This window comes from Nocardia sp. Tas62D01 (assembly GCF_055232035.1).
In genome coordinates this window covers 4,661,631-4,676,390 of record NZ_JBUYUZ010000001.1, presented here as the reverse complement: position 1 = coordinate 4,676,390, position 14,760 = coordinate 4,661,631, and the positions used below count along the sequence as shown (strand labels likewise).

Here is a 14,760-nt window from a genome sequence, read left to right as displayed (position 1 = left end):
TCACCTCATCACATAGAGCACGGCCGCGCCGCCGAACAATCCCCCACCCCAACTCCACGGGCTTTGACGCCCCGAGTCAGCGCGGTTCGAGCAATCATATAAGCAATGCGAATCACCGAGCCGGGCCTCGGCTCTTCGCGGGCACCGGCCACGACATCGATAGGCGACCGTTCGACTATCGGGCGCAATTCGTCCTACGTCGCCGCGTTTACCCTATCCGTGAGGGAGTTCACAGCCAACCTCGGCGAGTCGCCTGAACTCCGGCCTGGAACCGCGTGCTGGCGCCGAGTCGCTCCAGCAGCCGAGCGGTACGGCGCACCACCGTGCGCCGGGACATGCCGAGCCGGCGCGCGATGGTGTCGTCGGTGGCGCCGAGGCCCATCAGCGTCAGAATCGCCTTGTCGCGCTCGTCGAGTTCGTCGGCGGTCGGATTCACCGAAATCGGTGCGGCCAGCGACCACAGCACGTCGAACGTCTTGACCACCAGCCGCAGGGCCGCGGAACCGTTGATACGCAGGCCCATCGGGTCGGGTCGCCGCTCGTCGGCGTGCAGGACCAGGCTGGCCCGTTCGTCGTCGCTGATGATGAGTTTGAACGGCGGCTCCGGCAGCGTCCGCGCCTGCGCCCCACTGGCATTGGTGGACAGCGCGTGCCGCAGGCGCTCCGAATCCTGGTAAATGGTGTCCTGGTAAAGGGTTTGGTAGCGGATGCCGTCGCCGATCCTGGTCCGCTTGAGCCGGAAGAGCCGCTGCTCGCGTTCCATGTCGCTGAGATACGGCCCGCGCTCGATCACCTTCACGGTGCTGCGCGCCGCGGTCTGCATCTCCTCGAAGTCCGCCAGCATCTCTAGGCGCTCGAACACCGGCACCACGGCGCCGTTGGCGCGCGGCGAGCGCCGCACCGACCGGAAGGTCTCGCTGAGTCGCGATGCGGCGGCATGCATGAGGTTGATGCCCTGCTGCCTGCGCCGGGCCTCGGCCTCCGACAACCACTCCGGCGCGTGTGCATCCCACAGCACCTCACCCTCGGGGGTGACGATGCGCTCGGCCGCCTCCAACTCGCACAGGACTTCCAAGAGCGTTGCAGCTTCCTCGACTGCAACGCCGAGATAGTCGGCGATATCGGCCAGGCCAGATCGCGGATGATGCACCAGCACGGCGTAGGTACGGCCGTGCGGTGATCCAGGCTCGAAGATGTCACCCAACGCGGTCACCGCCAGAGCCTAAACGACCGCTTGGTATCTGCGTGGTTCCAAATAAATCAGTGTGCCGACGGGCCCCACTGCAGCGGAACACCCTTCGCGGCCAGGTACGGCATGGGGTCGATCTTCTTGCCGTTCTGATCCCAGATCTCCAGGTGCAGGTGCGGGCCGGTCGAGTTACCCCGGTTGCCGACGGTGGCGATGACATCGCCCGCGTTCACCCGCTGGCCCGCGTGCACGAACATCTCGTTCACGTGGCCATAAACCGCGGTGGTGCCGTCGTCCTGCTTCACGCGCACCCACTGGCCGAAGCCCGAGGCCGGGCCCGCCTCGATGACGGTGCCGTTGCTGACCGAATGAATCGGAGTGCCGAGTTGATCGGCGAAGTCGAGGCCGTAGTGGAACTCGCCCCACCGGCTGCCGAATCCGGAGCTGATCTCGCCGGCGACCGGGCGCACCGCGGTGGAGGGGGCAACCTGGTGCTGCACGCCCTTCACGATGTCCTCGACCTGGGCCAGCGGGCCCGCGATCTCCGGCGGCAGTCCACCGATACCGAACGGTGCCGCGACCGGCGCGGCCACCGGGGTGGCGACCTGCGGTGCGGGGGCGGGCGCAACGTCCGCGACCTGCGGCGCGGCCGCCTTGGCCTCGGCGACCGGGAGCGCGCCGGTGCCCTTGAAGCTGATCGGGGCGGCGGCCTGATCGCTGTCGTGCCCACCGGGCAGCAGCGGGGCGGCGAGGGCCGGGGCGATCTGGGTGGCGGTGCCGAGCAATGCACCGGCGGCGACCGCGACACCCGCGGCGACCTTCACCCGTTCGGCGGCGGTCGACTCGGCGCGATGCCGCGTCGGCCGACCCGAAACACCGTCGCCCATCAGGCTCATCACGGTAATAGAACTGGGGCCTACACGATGCTGCGACAAGGCTGTGTCCTAGCTTCCGACCTACATTGGTCAACGAACGCCGCGCCCAATGCCGACCGTCTTATAACGATCCGGCATGTGAACTTTGTAACGTTTCAGTGTCCGTTGTGACGGGAACTCTACCCCGTCGTGACCATTCCGCAACCTTAGGTTTCTGACCGGCAGGTGAGGCCCGGGCAACACGTCCAGATGGACGACACTGGAACCGTGATCCTCGACGAACTGAGCATCCCGATCGTGCTGGCCCCGTTGGCGGGCGGGCCCTCCACTCCTTCGTTGACCGCCGCCGTTTCCGCAGCGGGCGGATTCGGGCAGCTCGCGGCGGGTTATCTAAGCGCGGTCGATACCGCCGCCCGCCTCGCCGAGACCCGCGAACTGACCACCGCGCCGTTCGGGATCAATCTCTTCGTTCCCGGTCCGCCGACGCCGCCGGAGACCTTCGCGGACTACGTGACCGAACTCGGTGCGGCGCACGAGATCGGTACGCCGAAATACGACACCGACGACTGGGACGTCAAGCTGGATCTGCTCGTCGCCGCACCCGTCGCGGTGGTCTCGTTCACCTTCGGCTGCCCGAGCGCGGCGGAGGTGGCCCGACTGCACGCAATCGGATCGGAAGTGTGGGTGACGGTCACCTCGGCCGCCGAGGCGCGCATCGCGGTCGGGGCGGGCGCTGATGCACTCATCGCACAGGGCGCCGAGGCGGGCGGGCACCGTGCCACGTTCGTCGACCGCCCGGCCGATGACAGCAACGATCCGCTCGGCCTGCTCGCGCTGCTGCAGATCCTCACCGCGACCGTCGACCGGCCGATCGTCGCCACCGGCGGCATCACCACCGGCGCTGGCATCGCGGCCGTACTCGCGGCGGGCGCGTCCGCCGCACAACTCGGCACCGTCTTCCTGCGTTGCCCGGAGGCGGGCACCAACCCGGTGCACCGCGCTGCGCTGGCCGCCGACACCCCAACCATGCTCACCAGGGCGTTTACCGGCCGCCGCGCGCGCGGCCTGCGCAATCGCTTCATGGACGAGCACAGCGCGACCGCGCCGAGCGCCTATCCGGAAATCCATTACGCCACAGCGCCGTTGCGGGCCGCCGCCAGCGCCGCGGGCAATCCCGACGAGGTGAACCTATGGGCAGGTCAAACGCACGCCCTCGCACCAGAGTTACCGGCAGGCGAACTCGTCGGCACCCTGGCCGCCGAGACGAAAACAGCTCTGAAGAGGGCACTTTCACGACGAATCCGGGCTTGTTGACAACCACTTTCGATTAGACTTCAAGGGCATCGCATCCACCCCACCCCCGGAGGAGAGCGCCATGTCCCTCGATGTCCCCACCGCCCTACTCGAACGCGCCGAAAGCGGCGAAGTCGACGACGCGGACTTCGTCGAATGTGTTCGGAATTCGTTGCCCTACGCCTGGGAGGTAGTGAGCCGCGTGGCCGGCGAACTGCATTCGGGCACCGAAGAATACACCGACAACGTCGTACCGCCGCCAGACGAAGTGGCTCGTGGACAACTGTTGCGCGCCATGGCCTCCGACGCCATCCGCAGCGGCCTCGAGCGGCATTTCGGCGTGAAACTCGCCTTCCAGAACTGCCACCGAGTGGCGGCCTTCCCGCTGTCGGCGGTGGGCGGCGAAACCTACAGCACGTTCATCGGAACCCGTGCTCAGCTGCTGAATCAGAGCCCGGAACTCCGTAACTGCTGACCCGCAACATCGCATAAGCCCGGCGCGGCAACACAATTCGCCCGCGCCGGGTGCGATGCTGCCCGTGTCCGCTTGCGTACCGCGAACGGCAACAACCCCACGTCGCCATCGCGGAAGTGGTGACGTGGGGCTTGCCGTTTCAGGCACTCAGGAGAGCGTGGTGACCGTGAGGTCGCCGTCGGCGTACTGGGCGCGCAGGCGCTTCTTGTCGAACTTGCCGACGCTGGTCTTGGGCACCTCCGCGATGAAGGTCCAGCGCTCCGGCAGTTGCCATTTGGCGAACTTGTCGGCCAGGAAGTCGCGCAGCTCTTCGGCTTTCGCCTTGGAACCCTCGCGCAGCACGATGGCGACCAGCGGGCGCTCGTCCCACTTCTCGTCTGGCACACCGATGACCGCGGCCTCGGCGACGGCTGGGTGGCCCATCACCGCGTTCTCCAGGTCCACCGAGGAGATCCACTCGCCACCGGACTTGATCACGTCCTTGGAGCGGTCCACCAGCGTCAGGTAGCCGTTTGGGGTGATCTTGCCGACGTCGCCGGTGCGCAGCCAGCCGTCGTCGAACTTCTCCGGATCGATCGCCGATCCGTCCGGCGAATGGTAGGAACCAGTGATCCACGGTCCGCGAACTTCCAGCTCGCCCAGGGATTCTCCGTCATTGGGCAGGATGCTGCCATCGTCGCCGACCAGACGCGCTTGCACGCTCGCCGGGAAACGGCCCTGCGTGAAGCGGTAGGCCCACTCGTCCTCGCCGGTCGCCCCAGCGGGCGGATGCGCGACACTGCCCAGCGGTGAGGTCTCGGTCATGCCCCACGCGTGCAGGATGCGCACGCCGTGCTTCTCCTGGAACGCCCGCATCATCGACGGCGGCACCGCAGCGCCACCGACCACGACCGACCGCAGATGCGTGATGTCCTGCGGCTTCGCAGCCAGGCCCGCCAGCACGCCGCCCCAGATGGTCGGCACCGCCGCGGCGAAGGTGGGCCGCTGCGCTTCCATCATTTCCAGCAGTGGGCCCGGCTGCAGGAAGCGGTCCGGCATGAGCACATTCGCGCCGGACATCAGCGCCGCGTACGGCAGTCCCCAGGCGTTTGCGTGGAACAGTGGGACGATGGCCAGCACATGGTCGGCCTCGGTGAACCCCATGCTGTTCGGCGAGCACACCTGCATGGCGTGCAGCCAGTTGGAGCGGTGAGAGTACACCACGCCCTTCGGGTCACCGGTGGTGCCAGAGGTGTAACACATTGCGGCGGGGGACTTTTCGTCGATCATCGGGTAGTCGTACTCGTCCGGCTGCGCGGCGAGCAGCTCCGTGTAGGAGTGCACCTGCACACCCGCGGGCGCCTCCAGCGCGGCGGCGTCGCCGTTGGCGACGATGACGTGGCGGACCGTCTTCAGGTTCGGCAGGTACTGGGCGAACATCGGCAGCAGCGTGCCGTCGACGATCACCACCTGATCCTCGGCGTGATTGGCCACGTAGACCAGCTGTTCCGGGAAGAGCCGGATATTGAGCGCGTGCAAGACCGCGCCCATCGCGGGCACCGCGATGTAGGCGACCATGTGCTCGTTGTTGTTCCACATGAACGTGCCGACTCGGTCACCGACGCCGATTCCCAACCCGCGCAACGCATTCGCCAGCCGGGCCGACTCAGCGCCCAGCTCGCGATAGGTCATGATGCGCACATCGGTGCCGGTCCAGGTGGACACGGTGGAATCACCCGCGAACGTCGATGCGTAGCGCAGCAACGTCGCCAGCGACAACGGCTCGTCCTGCATGGTGCTCAACATCGGAACTCCTTTTCCTTCGGTGGCTGGTCTAACGCACACCGACCCTGAGCCACATCACATCGGCGATGCTACCCAACGGTAGGCCCCACGCGGCAGGACGACCGGAAAACCGAGCACGGCCTATCCGGAGGCGGGTGCCATCAGTTTTCCAGGTCAGCGGAGGGCCAGATCACGACCCGGAACGCGTCGATGGACATGGACCATGGCGACCGGACTTGCCCGGCCGATAACCGCATCCCGGCCGCAGCAGCCTCGAGCCCTACGCCACTCAGCCAGCGTGCGCAGGGTAGGCGTGGACCAAAGCAGTATCCAGTTTGGGAACGGCGTGGGTGAGGGTGTGCTCGGCGCCGTGGGCCACGCGGTGGGCGTCGGCCAGGGTGGCGGTCGGGGCGACATCCAGCTCGACATCGGCGTGCAGGCGGTGGCCGACCCAACGCATCCGGAGGCTGCGCACCCCGAGCACACCCGGCTCGGCGACCAGCGCCTCCTCGGCGGTGGCCACCAAACCCGGCTCGACACCATCCATCAAGCGGCGGAACACATCTCGCGCGGCGGTCTGCAGCACCGCCAGGATGGCGACGGTAATCAGCAGGCCGACAATCGGATCGGCCAGCGGAAACCCGAGCGCCACCCCGCTGACACCGAAAAGCACTGCCAGAGAAGTGAACCCGTCGGTGGGGCTTGTTGTCGAGGTGTTCCGAATGCTGGCCGATCCGACCAGGGTGCAGGTGCTGTGGGCGCTGGTGGAGCGGGAGTTGTCGGTGAACGATCTGGCCGGATACGTCGGGAAGCCGGCACCTTCGGTATCGCAGCATCTGGCGAAGTTGCGAATGGCCAGGCTGGTCCGAACCAGACGGTCCGGGACGACGATCTTCTACAGCGTGGAGAACGAGCACGTTCGCCGGCTCGTAATGGACGCCGTCTACAACGCCGAACACGCGGGCCCGGGTGTGCCGCCGCACCACCGCGGCGATAGGGCGATGCTCGAATTGCCCTCTCGTGATTGGGCGGTGTCGGAATGAGCCACGAGCGCAACGATTTCCGCTGGCGCGGGCTCGATCTCGGACGCCATCACGACCCCGAGCCCGACCATGTCGAAGGCCATGACCATCCACACGGTGATGGGCACGGCGACGGTTCTGCCCACGACCACCACCACCCAGGTGGCCTGCGCGGGATCCTGCGGGAGATCTTTGCGCCGCACAGTCATGATGCTGCCGACAGTGTTGATGATGCGTTGGAGGCCAGTGCTATTGGGATTCGGGCGGTGAAGATCAGTCTGATGGTGCTGGGGTTAACCGCAGTGCTGCAGGTGGTGATCGTGGAAGTGTCCGGGTCGGTGGCGTTGGCGGCGGACACTATTCACAATTTCTCGGATGCGTTGACGGCGGTGCCGCTGTGGATCGCATTCGCGCTGGGTCGGCGGGCGGCGACTCGACGCTATACCTATGGGTTCGGGCGGGCCGAGGATTTGGCCGGGTTGTTCGTGGTCGTGATGATCGCGTTGTCGGCGCTCATCGCGGGGTATGAGGCGGTTCGGCGGCTCATCGATCCGGTGCCGATCCAGCACCTCGGGTGGGTTGCCGCGGCCGGACTGATCGGGTTCGTCGGAAACGAGACTGTCGCGTTGTATCGGATCAGGGTCGGGCGGCAGATCGGGTCGTCGGCGCTGGTTGCCGACGGACTGCATGCGCGGACCTGATCTTCCGCGAGAGGCGGACCCATTGGCTCATTAACTGCATTCATACGCAGATAATAGAACACATAGCCAGACTCCGACACCCGCTGCGCCCCCATCGGACCGGTACGCCGGCGACACCCCCTGCAAAGCCGCCGACAGACCGGTCCGCCCCAGTTCGAACAGCTCACTGTCTCAGTCGTCATGACCGACCGCGCCAGCCGACAGGCAGTCGGCCGCACGCCTGGCGGGGCACCGCAGAGCCCACCCGCGGCAGCATCACCTGGCAAAACAGGGCTGGTGGGCGCGGGAGCCAGCGGCTGGCGGTAGAACAGGTGGTATGCCTGTTGATCGGATGCTGCCGACGCTGGAGGCCCGGGATCTGCTCGAGCTGACTCGCGATATTGCCGACAAGGTGCTCGAGCCGCGAGTGGTCGAGTGCGAGAAGACCGGGACGTTTCCCGACGGGGTCTTCCCGGCGCTCGGTGCGGCGGGGCTGTTGAGCCTGCCGTATCCAGAGGAAGTCGGCGGTGGCGGTCAGCCGTATGAGGTGTATCTGCAGGTGCTCGAGGAGTTGGCGAGTCGTTGGGCCGCGGTCGCGGTGGCGGTCAGTGTGCACAGTCTGTCGTGCCATCCGCTGTTCACGTTCGGCACCGATGAACAGAAGCAGCGCTGGCTGGCGGACATGCTGTCGGGCGCAACCATCGGCGCCTACAGCCTTTCCGAGGCACATGCGGGTTCCGACGCGGCGGCACTGCGGTGCCGGGCCACCGCGGTCGACGGCGGGTACCGGATCACCGGCACGAAAGCCTGGATCACCAACGGCGGCCGCGCCGACTTCTACTCCCTGTTCGCCCGCACCGGCGAGGGCCCGCGCGGCATCTCCTGCTTCCTGGTGCCGCGCGACACCGCGGGCCTGGGCTTCGGTAAGCCCGAGGAGAAGATGGGCCTGCGCGCGGTGCCGACCACCACCGCCGCCTACGACGACGTCTTCCTGCCCACCGAGCGGCTCATCGGCGATGCGGGACAAGGACTTTCGATCGCCTTCAGCGCACTGGACTCCGGCCGTCTCGGCATCGCAGCGGTCGCCACCGGCCTTGCCCAACGCGCCCTCGACGACGCCGTCGCCTACGCCAAAGAGCGAGAAGCGTTCGGCCGCCACATCATTGACCATCAGGGCCTCGGCTTCGTGCTCGCCGACATGGCCGCCGCGGTGGATTCGGCCCGGGCCACCTACCTCGACGCCGCCCGCCGCCGCGATGCCGGACTCCCCTACTCCCGCCAGTCCAGCGTCGCCAAGCTGGTCGCCACCGACGCTGCCATGAAAGTCACCACCGACGCGGTCCAGGTCTTCGGCGGCTATGGCTACACCCAGGACTTCCCGGTCGAGCGCTACATGCGTGAAGCCAAGGTCATGCAAATCTTCGAGGGCACCAACCAAATCCAGCGCCTCGTCATCGCCCGCCAACTCGCAGGCAACTAACAGCGAAGGCCGCAGGCGCTGCCACGATGGCCGAAAGTGTTGATTTCACGTCCGGCGATGTCTTCGTCGGCCCGCCTTGGAACTTCTGCTCCAGCTGGTGTGGCAATGCGGCGGGTCGGATCACCAACAACTGGCCGGGCGCCACCGCGCTCTATCGTTGGAAGACAAAGTGTCGACCTCGCGGATTACGACGACGCGCAGGCCCCACGCCTGCCGTGAGCTAGCCGGATCGGCGCCCGGCTCACCCGCCACGAAGCTCAGCTCGGTCTAAACAAGCCCCCAGTAAACTGGGAGGCGACCTAAACCAAGGACGGAAGGCGCACACGATGTTATGGGTACTGATCATCGTCGTTGTTGTGCTGGTGGCCGGATTCGTGGTGCTGCGCGCGCAGCAGACCAAGCAGCGCGCGGCGACGGAGTTCGCGGATGCCGCCGCCGATGCCCGGCAGATGATCGAACGTCTCGGCGGCCAGGTCTACAACCTGACCGGCAGTAACGACGCCGCGAAGCAGGCGCTCGCGGACGCGTCGGAGCGCCAGATCGCGGCAGGCTCGCAGATCGAACAGGCCCGCACGCCCGCTCAGGCGCGGCTGGCCAAGCAGACCGCGATCGAGGGCATGTATTACATCCGAGCCGCACGCACCGCGATGGGCATGGATCCCGGCCCCGCGGTTCCGGTGCTGGATGGCCAGGACACCGCCGGTCAGGTCACCGAGAAGCGGACGGTCGAGTACGACGGCCGGGAAGTCGCGGCCTCGCCCAATCCGTCATCGGAAACCCCGAACTACTACCCTGGCGGCCGGGTCGCCGGGCGTCCGGTGCCCGCGGGCTGGTACTCCGAGCCGTGGTGGAAGCCCGCATTGATCGGCGGCGCGTGGGGACTCGGTTCGGCGCTGCTGTTTTCGTCGCTGTTCTCCGGGATGTCCGGGGTGGGTTATGACGCGCAGGGCTTCGAAAGTGGTTACGGCGACGGCTATCAGGACGGCCTCGACGCGGGCGGCACGGATCCCGGTGGGTACGACTCGGGTGGGTACGACTCCGGTGGGTACGACTCCGGTGGCGGCGACGGCGGCAACTGGGGCGGGGACAGCGGCGGTTTCGACTCCGGCGGCGGGTTCGACGGCGGCGGGTTCGACGGCGGCTTCTGACCGCGACTCGCCAGCGATTCTGATCCCCCGCTCCCGACCAGGTAGACTCCCGGACGACCATCCCAGCCCTCGTAGCTCAGGGGATAGAGCACCGCTCTCCTAAAGCGGGTGTCGCAGGTTCGAATCCTGCCGAGGGCACAGCATCGTCGCAGCTCAGCCACGTATTTTCCGGAGGTCTACGACCTCCGCACCCGATTGAGTACGCAGTAGCGAAATTGGCCCGTGCCAAGTTCAGCCTGCTCGCCACTTCCTCGAGGTCGTCATCGAACAGGTCGGCGTAGAAATCCAGTGTCATGCTCGGTAGGGGCAGAACCTCACCTTGGCAGGAGGCAGGATGTCCATCGGCCATCTCGTGTCGGTTGGGTGACGGGTCTGGGCAGCTATGACGCGACGCGTTATAGTTGGTAGGTGATCCAGTCGTTCAAGGACAAGGAGGCGCAGAAGCTTTGGACCCAACGATCAGCAACGAAGCTCGGCAACGTGCAGAGGGTTGCACTTAGGAAGCTGACGATGCTCAATGCCGCCGCGCAGTTGGACGACTTGCGAGTGCCGCCTGCCAATCGGCTGGAAAAACTCAGAGGCGATCGTGAGGGCCAGCACAGCATCCGCATCAACGACCAATGGCGAATCTGCTTCGTATGGGAAGCAGCTGGACCGCGTGACGTACAGATCGTCGACTATCACTGAGGAGGAGAGACCATGACGACCACGACACCACTGCCTCCGACCTCTCCTGGCGAAATTCTCGCGGAAGAGTTCATGGAGCCATTGCAGATCAGCCAGAACGCGCTTGCACGGGCGCTGGATGTCCCAGCACGGCGGATCAACCAGATCGTGCATGGCAAGAGGGCCATCAGCACACAGACCGCGCTGCTGCTGGCCAGGTACTTCGGTACCACGCCCGAGTTCTGGATCAACCTTCAGACGCAATACGACCTGGTACGTGAGCGCGAGAACCTCGGCGACAAACTCAGCCGGATTGCGCCTCGCCAGTCGGTCGCCTGTTAGTTGGAGAGTACGCACGGAGTACGCAGGACTATCGTGGATACCCGAATCTGACCAACGCCACCAACAGCGAACACGCAGGTCAGGCCGACTGGTCCAACTGCACCAACTCCCACCAACACGACAAACTGGCCACAAACCGCTCTCCTAAAGCGGGTATCGCAGGTTCGAATCCTGCCGAGGGCACGGCATAACCGCAGGTCAGGGACAATTTTTACAGCTCCTGACCTGCGTCGGGCGCTATTCGGGCACATTTGCTATCGAAACGCAGCGACCCTCGTCAGCCAGTCGGAGTCCAGTGAGCGGGGTGCTGGTGAGCGCAAGACAAGAGGCCCCCTCCCTTCGTGGCAGAGAGCCTCTTGTGTTTCAGGGGATCGGTTACAGGTCGTCGTCGACCGGGACCGCGCGGCCGTCGACCACCCTGAACCGGCCGTGAACCGCCTGTAAGTGTTGGTGATGGCCGGCCCGGGGCTGGCTGACAGGATCGGTGTCGTCGCCGCAGCCTGGTGTGACTCGTGAACCGCTTTGCCTCTTCGAGTGCACTTGCCGGGATCTGTCCATCGGTTGTGGTGGCGACGCCGGCCCGGTCTTGCTTCGGTGGCTTGATCAGAAGCCTGCCCGACCCCCCGTTGCCGCGGGGTCGTGGCCCATTACAGGCCTGCCTCGAAGTGTTCCTTCCGGGCCGACGCCGACCTACGACGTCGCCCATCAGGAGGACTTTCGCCGCAATGCCTATCGTCGCAGATCAGTACGAACTCGTCATCGGTGTCGACACCCACGCCGCCAACCACGCGCTGGCGATCGTGGCCACCGCAACCGGCGCCGCAGTCGATCAGGCAAACTTCCCGGTAAGCACGGCCGGGCTGGATCGAGCCCGAGCATGGATCACACGTCGGGCTGGTGAACGGGCCACCCTCGTCGTCATCGAGGGCATCGGCTCCTATGGCGCCGGCCTGGCCGAGCGCCTGATCGCGGCGGGGTTTCCGGTAGCCGAACCCTCCGCGATGGCGGCAGCGGACCGGCGCGGCACCGGCAAAACCGACGCGCTCGACGCGGTGCGCATCGCCAGATCGGTGTTGTCCGTCGATGTCGGCCGACTACGTCGACCACGAGCAGACGGACCCCGCGTCGCCATGCGCGTTCTCGTGATCGCCCGCGAACAGATGACGTGTGAACGCACGCGAGCCGTCAACGCGTTAACCGCTCTGGTCCGCACCGTCGAGCTGGACATCGACGCACGGAAACCGTTGACGGGCAGACAGATCCAAGCCATCGCCGCATGGCGCACACGCCCGTCCGACGACGTCACCGCGCGAACGTACCGGGCCGAGGCAGTGCGGATGGCAACCAGAATCCGAGCACTCGACACCGAACTGCGTGACAATCGCAAAAGCCTCGACGCACTGGTCCAAGCCACCACGCCGGAGCTGACCGCAGTGCCCGGCGTCGGCTCCGTCGTCGCAGCGTCGGTCATGATCGCATGGTCACACCCAGGACGAGTACGGTCCGAGGCAGCGTTCGCTGCACTCGCCGGAACGTCTCCGATCCCGGCATCGTCGGGAAACACGGTGCGCCACAGGCTAAACCGCGGTGCCGATCGCCGACTGAACCGGGCGTTGACCACCATCGTCATCGTGCGTATGCGCATCGACCCCGCAACCCGCACCTACGTTGCCCGCCGACGATCCGAAGGCCGCACAACCAAAGAGATCACGCGAAGCCTCAAACGCTACGTCACCAGGCAACTCTTCCGCATCCTCACCGCTGCCCACCAAACACCCAGCAAGGCTTGACAAATATAGAAGCATCCCGTACTCATCGACCACGGACCATGTCCCGTCGTGGTGTTCCAGCCATCCGGCAGGGCGTTCGTGATCACCCTCGGGCCAGTCAGTCACAGTTCCTCCCGAAGACCGGCCGCGACGCGCTCGGCGAGGTAGAGCAGGGCCGCGCGCTTGCGCGGGCACGGTGGTTCGCAGTCCTCGTGGATCGCGACGATGCCGCTGGCGCGCTGCGGTGTGATCGGGTGGATGCGGGGGTTGTCGCAGTGGTCGTCCCGGCGGTTCATCGGACGGTCCTCACATCAGGGATGACCCGTCCGGCATCGACGAGGGTCCAAAACGCGGCGTGCTTCGCGGCGCACAGGTCGGTGGGGCATTCGCGATGCCACTGCATCGCCTTGTGCGCCCGCTCCGGGGTGTACGGGTCGGTCGGTGCTCGGTGGGACGACTCGAGCTGCCACGAGTCGCCGCGCAAAACCCCCTCGGCCGCAACGCGAATCAGGATGTCGGCCGACATCACCGCTCCGGCGGGCTGGGTATCGTCCCTGTCGATCAGCCAGGGCAGTAGGTAGCGGACGGCCAACCATAGGGCGGCTACGGCCGCGACTACGACAATGGGTGCGATCGTTTGAGCTGGCATGGGGCGCGCCACCTTGGGGTGTCGGGAGTGCGTGTCGGGCGTCTCCAGCGTGTTCCGGCACAACGTGTCCAAGCGACGACGCACGCGGCGTCAATGCGCCAATATTCAAGGCGACATTTAGGCGTCAAAGACGTAGCGTAGCGACATGGGCAACACACCGAACACGGCGCTACGTGCGGCCCGAAACGCACGCCTAATGAGCCAGGACGACCTAGGTGGCTGGTGTTTTTCGTCTGGCGTTGACCGGCTGGGTGGGGCTCGAGTTGAATGACTGGGTGACGTTGGGACGGACGCCGGGGCAGGCTGATCTTTTTCGGTCGACTGTGCATTTCTGCGAGGGTCGGGTGGCGGCGGGCTCGATTTATGGTGTGTTGCATCGGGAGTGTGTCCGGTTGTTCCCGGATGAGATGTTCGCTGATCTGTTCACCGTGGTGGGGCGTCGGTCGGTGCCGCCGATGATCGTGGCGGTGGTGATGGTGTTGCAGCGGTTGGAGGGTTTGTCGGATCGGGAGGCGGCCGACCGGTTTGCGTTCGACGCGCGGTGGAAGTACGCGGCGGGGGGTTTGGATTTCGATTATCCGGGGTTCGTGCACACGGTGTTGGTGGATATGCGGGCCAGGTTGGCGTCCTCGGATCGGCCGAACCGGATCTTCGAAGCCGTGTTGGAGGTGGCGAAGGCGGCGGGGTTGGTGGGCCGCAAGCGGGTGTTGGACTCGACGCCGTTGTATGACGCGGTGGCCACGATGGACACGGTCACGTTGATTCGTTCGGCGATCCGGTCGTTGTTGCGGGTCGCGGACCTGGCGTTGGAGGCGGAGCTTCGGTCGGTGTTGCGTCGCGACGACGACTATGTGGCGGCGGGCAAACCGGTCTGTGATTACGACGACCCCGAGGCGCGGGAAGCGCTGGTCGACGCGTTGGCCACCGACGCGCGGGCGTTGTTGGCGGTGGTGGACGGGCGTGAGTTGTCGGCGGGGATCGACCAGGCCGCGAAGTTGTTGGCGACGGTGATCGGTCAGGATCTCGACGAGGACGTCGATGGGGTGTTCGGTATCGCGCGTCGGGTGGCGAAGGATCGGGTGATCTCGATCGTGGATCCGCAGGCACGGCATGGACACAAGACCGCCGCGCGGGGTTTCGACGGCTACAAGGGGCACGTCGCGGTCGATCCGGATTCGGAGATCGTCACCGCCACCACGCCTCACTCCGGGCAACACCGGTGATGTCGACGCGGCCACCGACCTGCTCGCCGAGGACCTGCCCCACCGCGCCGACACAGAGGTCGACGACGCCGACGAGATCGACGACGCCGACGAGATCGACGAGATCGACGAGATCGACGAGATGTGCGGTGACAGCGACGGTGGGGCACCCCGCGCCGACGGCGACGAGTGTCATACGGATGGCG

At 66.2% G+C, this 14,760-nt stretch carries 15 protein-coding genes, 1 tRNA gene and 2 pseudogenes; 11 read left to right on the top strand and 7 right to left on the bottom strand.

The features are described from left to right. Positions 1-229: 229 nt before the first annotated feature. Both ACV7NQ_RS22205 and ACV7NQ_RS22200 read right to left on the bottom strand, forming a co-directional pair. Positions 230-1,213, bottom strand: coding sequence for a DNA-binding response regulator (locus ACV7NQ_RS22205; protein ID WP_463361414.1), 984 nt, complete (start codon positions 1,211-1,213; stop codon positions 230-232). A gap of 47 nt (positions 1,214-1,260) precedes the next feature. Further along, positions 1,261-2,085 carry a M23 family metallopeptidase gene (locus ACV7NQ_RS22200; protein WP_463365768.1) on the bottom strand — a complete coding sequence of 275 codons (825 nt, stop codon included), beginning with the start codon at positions 2,083-2,085 and terminating at the stop codon, positions 1,261-1,263. 228 nt (positions 2,086-2,313) lie between these two features. On the opposite strand from ACV7NQ_RS22200, the gene ACV7NQ_RS22195 reads away from it, so the two are divergent. Next, complete coding sequence (locus ACV7NQ_RS22195; RefSeq protein ID WP_463361413.1) at positions 2,314-3,378, top strand: NAD(P)H-dependent flavin oxidoreductase; 1,065 nt, start codon at positions 2,314-2,316, stop codon at positions 3,376-3,378. A gap of 61 nt (positions 3,379-3,439) precedes the next feature. After that, positions 3,440-3,832, top strand: a complete 393-nt coding sequence (locus tag ACV7NQ_RS22190; RefSeq protein ID WP_463361412.1) for an SCO5389 family protein — start codon at positions 3,440-3,442, stop codon at positions 3,830-3,832. 147 nt (positions 3,833-3,979) lie between these two features. On the opposite strand, the gene ACV7NQ_RS22185 is transcribed toward ACV7NQ_RS22190, so the two are convergent. Both ACV7NQ_RS22185 and ACV7NQ_RS22180 read right to left on the bottom strand, forming a co-directional pair. Continuing rightward, positions 3,980-5,617, bottom strand: a complete 1,638-nt coding sequence (locus ACV7NQ_RS22185; RefSeq protein WP_463361411.1) for a long-chain fatty acid--CoA ligase — start codon at positions 5,615-5,617, stop codon at positions 3,980-3,982. A 268-nt stretch (positions 5,618-5,885) separates the two neighbouring features. After that, positions 5,886-6,335: pseudogene (locus ACV7NQ_RS22180) on the bottom strand (cation diffusion facilitator family transporter); the annotation flags it as partial. Between ACV7NQ_RS22180 and ACV7NQ_RS22175 the strand changes: the two are divergent. The 8 genes and pseudogenes from ACV7NQ_RS22175 to ACV7NQ_RS22140 all read left to right on the top strand — a co-directional run bounded on the left by ACV7NQ_RS22175 (position 6,319) and on the right by ACV7NQ_RS22140 (position 12,724). After that, positions 6,319-6,639 (top strand): ArsR/SmtB family transcription factor, encoded by a 321-nt coding sequence (locus ACV7NQ_RS22175; protein WP_463361410.1) that lies wholly within the window; start codon positions 6,319-6,321, stop codon positions 6,637-6,639. The pseudogene ACV7NQ_RS22180 and the gene ACV7NQ_RS22175 overlap by 17 nt on opposite strands. Continuing rightward, a pseudogene (locus ACV7NQ_RS22170) lies at positions 6,636-7,316 on the top strand (cation diffusion facilitator family transporter); the annotation flags it as partial. The gene ACV7NQ_RS22175 and the pseudogene ACV7NQ_RS22170, both read left to right, overlap by 4 nt. A gap of 319 nt (positions 7,317-7,635) precedes the next feature. Continuing rightward, positions 7,636-8,778, top strand: a complete 1,143-nt coding sequence (locus tag ACV7NQ_RS22165) for an acyl-CoA dehydrogenase family protein (protein WP_463361409.1) — start codon at positions 7,636-7,638, stop codon at positions 8,776-8,778. A 326-nt stretch (positions 8,779-9,104) separates the two neighbouring features. Further along, on the top strand, positions 9,105-9,926 hold the full coding sequence (locus tag ACV7NQ_RS22160; RefSeq protein WP_463361408.1) for a DUF1542 domain-containing protein: 822 nt from the start codon (positions 9,105-9,107) through the stop codon (positions 9,924-9,926). Between the two features lie 65 nt (positions 9,927-9,991). Continuing rightward, a tRNA-Arg gene (locus ACV7NQ_RS22155) sits at positions 9,992-10,064 on the top strand. Between the two features lie 270 nt (positions 10,065-10,334). Beyond that, a complete protein-coding gene (locus ACV7NQ_RS22150) occupies positions 10,335-10,613 on the top strand; it encodes a type II toxin-antitoxin system RelE/ParE family toxin (RefSeq protein WP_463361407.1) in 279 nt (92 codons plus the stop codon). A gap of 12 nt (positions 10,614-10,625) precedes the next feature. Next, on the top strand, positions 10,626-10,934 hold the full coding sequence (locus tag ACV7NQ_RS22145; protein ID WP_463361406.1) for a HigA family addiction module antitoxin: 309 nt from the start codon (positions 10,626-10,628) through the stop codon (positions 10,932-10,934). 725 nt (positions 10,935-11,659) lie between these two features. Further along, positions 11,660-12,724 carry an IS110 family RNA-guided transposase gene (locus ACV7NQ_RS22140; protein ID WP_463361405.1) on the top strand — a complete coding sequence of 355 codons (1,065 nt, stop codon included), beginning with the start codon at positions 11,660-11,662 and terminating at the stop codon, positions 12,722-12,724. Between the two features lie 101 nt (positions 12,725-12,825). Here the strand turns inward: ACV7NQ_RS22140 and ACV7NQ_RS22135 are convergent, their stop codons facing one another. After that, positions 12,826-12,999: a hypothetical protein gene (locus tag ACV7NQ_RS22135; RefSeq protein ID WP_463361404.1), complete on the bottom strand. Its 174-nt coding sequence runs from the start codon at positions 12,997-12,999 to the stop codon at positions 12,826-12,828. Beyond that, positions 12,996-13,352, bottom strand: a complete 357-nt coding sequence (locus ACV7NQ_RS22130) for a hypothetical protein (RefSeq protein ID WP_463361403.1) — start codon at positions 13,350-13,352, stop codon at positions 12,996-12,998. Before ACV7NQ_RS22130 ends, ACV7NQ_RS22135 begins: the two co-directional genes overlap by 4 nt. A 392-nt stretch (positions 13,353-13,744) precedes the next feature. Between ACV7NQ_RS22130 and ACV7NQ_RS22125 the strand changes: the two genes are divergently transcribed. Beyond that, the gene (locus ACV7NQ_RS22125; protein ID WP_463357814.1) at positions 13,745-14,575 is read left to right on the top strand and encodes a transposase; all 831 of its coding nucleotides are present in this window, start codon (positions 13,745-13,747) and stop codon (positions 14,573-14,575) included. On the opposite strand, the gene ACV7NQ_RS22120 is transcribed toward ACV7NQ_RS22125, so the two are convergent. Next, complete coding sequence (locus tag ACV7NQ_RS22120; protein WP_463361402.1) at positions 14,538-14,750, bottom strand: hypothetical protein; 213 nt, start codon at positions 14,748-14,750, stop codon at positions 14,538-14,540. The genes ACV7NQ_RS22125 and ACV7NQ_RS22120 overlap by 38 nt on opposite strands. Positions 14,751-14,760: the final 10 nt, after the last annotated feature.

What these genes read in the sequence shown, in the direction of transcription:
- ACV7NQ_RS22200 (WP_463365768.1), bottom strand. Translation starts at nt 2,085, where the DNA reads ATGAGCCTGATGGGCGACGGTGTTTCGGGTCGGCCGACGCGGCATCGC.
- ACV7NQ_RS22195 (WP_463361413.1), top strand. Translation starts at nt 2,314, where the DNA reads ATGGACGACACTGGAACCGTGATCCTCGACGAACTGAGCATCCCGATC.
- ACV7NQ_RS22190 (WP_463361412.1), top strand. Translation starts at nt 3,440, where the DNA reads ATGTCCCTCGATGTCCCCACCGCCCTACTCGAACGCGCCGAAAGCGGC.
- ACV7NQ_RS22185 (WP_463361411.1), bottom strand. Translation starts at nt 5,617, where the DNA reads ATGTTGAGCACCATGCAGGACGAGCCGTTGTCGCTGGCGACGTTGCTG.
- ACV7NQ_RS22175 (WP_463361410.1), top strand. Translation starts at nt 6,319, where the DNA reads ATGCTGGCCGATCCGACCAGGGTGCAGGTGCTGTGGGCGCTGGTGGAG.
- ACV7NQ_RS22165 (WP_463361409.1), top strand. Translation starts at nt 7,636, where the DNA reads ATGCCTGTTGATCGGATGCTGCCGACGCTGGAGGCCCGGGATCTGCTC.
- ACV7NQ_RS22160 (WP_463361408.1), top strand. Translation starts at nt 9,105, where the DNA reads ATGTTATGGGTACTGATCATCGTCGTTGTTGTGCTGGTGGCCGGATTC.
- ACV7NQ_RS22145 (WP_463361406.1), top strand. Translation starts at nt 10,626, where the DNA reads ATGACGACCACGACACCACTGCCTCCGACCTCTCCTGGCGAAATTCTC.
- ACV7NQ_RS22140 (WP_463361405.1), top strand. Translation starts at nt 11,660, where the DNA reads ATGCCTATCGTCGCAGATCAGTACGAACTCGTCATCGGTGTCGACACC.
- ACV7NQ_RS22135 (WP_463361404.1), bottom strand. Translation starts at nt 12,999, where the DNA reads ATGAACCGCCGGGACGACCACTGCGACAACCCCCGCATCCACCCGATC.
- ACV7NQ_RS22130 (WP_463361403.1), bottom strand. Translation starts at nt 13,352, where the DNA reads ATGCCAGCTCAAACGATCGCACCCATTGTCGTAGTCGCGGCCGTAGCC.
- ACV7NQ_RS22120 (WP_463361402.1), bottom strand. Translation starts at nt 14,750, where the DNA reads ATGACACTCGTCGCCGTCGGCGCGGGGTGCCCCACCGTCGCTGTCACC.